General features: G+C 58.9%; 1 protein-coding gene. It reads right to left on the minus strand.

Annotation, left to right across the window (positions count from 1 at the left end):
• On the minus strand, positions 1-818 hold an 818-nt coding region (gene bioA, locus B3P58_RS04545; protein WP_286716306.1), incomplete at both ends, for an adenosylmethionine--8-amino-7-oxononanoate transaminase.

Genomic DNA, 818 nt, shown 5'->3' on the forward strand with positions numbered 1-818 from the left:
CCCATAAAAGTCGGGCCGTGCATAAAACAGCCAGCCTCACCAGTGCTGATGGTTTCCGCAACCTGTGAGGTAGTAAGCGTTGCCGCCAGTGTCATATAACCACCGGTCAGGGCCTTGCCAAGGCAGAGAATATCCGGTGTGATTCCGGCCCATTCACAGGCAAACAAACGTCCGGTGCGACCAAAACCAGTGGCAATTTCATCGGCAATCAGCAGCACGTCGTATTCATCACACAGGCGCCGCGCCTCGCGCAGGTACTGCGGGTGATAGAAGCGCATGCCTCCGGCCCCCTGCACCACCGGCTCAACAATCAGGGCGGCGATGTCGGCATGATGCTTTTGTAACACCTGCTCCAGTGCGCTGCAGTCGGCGGCATCCCAGTCGTCATAAAAACCCGTCCGCGGCGACGGAACAAAATATTGCTGCGGCAGAATACCGGCAAACAACTGGTGCATCCCACGGGTTGGATCACATACCGACATCGCCCCCAAAGTATCGCCGTGATAGCCGCGTTGCAGGGCCAGAATCTTATGTTTACCGCTAAGCCCGCGGGCCTGCTGATACTGCAGCGCCATTTTCAGCGCCACCTCCACCGCCACCGAGCCAGAATCCGCCAGAAACACCTTATCCAGCCCCGCTGGCGTCAGCGCCACCAGACGCCGTGCCAGCTCAATGGCCGGACTGTGCGTCAGACCGCCAAACATCACATGACTCATCTGCTCAGCCTGCTCCAGCAGAGCAGCATTCAGACGCGGATGGTTATAGCCGTGTACCGCACACCACCAGGAAGCCATGCCATCGATCAGCTCGCGGCCATC

The sequence above is a fragment of the Thalassolituus sp. UBA2009 genome (assembly GCF_002335285.1).
Classification (GTDB): Bacteria; Pseudomonadota; Gammaproteobacteria; order Pseudomonadales; family Oceanobacteraceae; genus Venatoribacter; species Venatoribacter alkanivorans.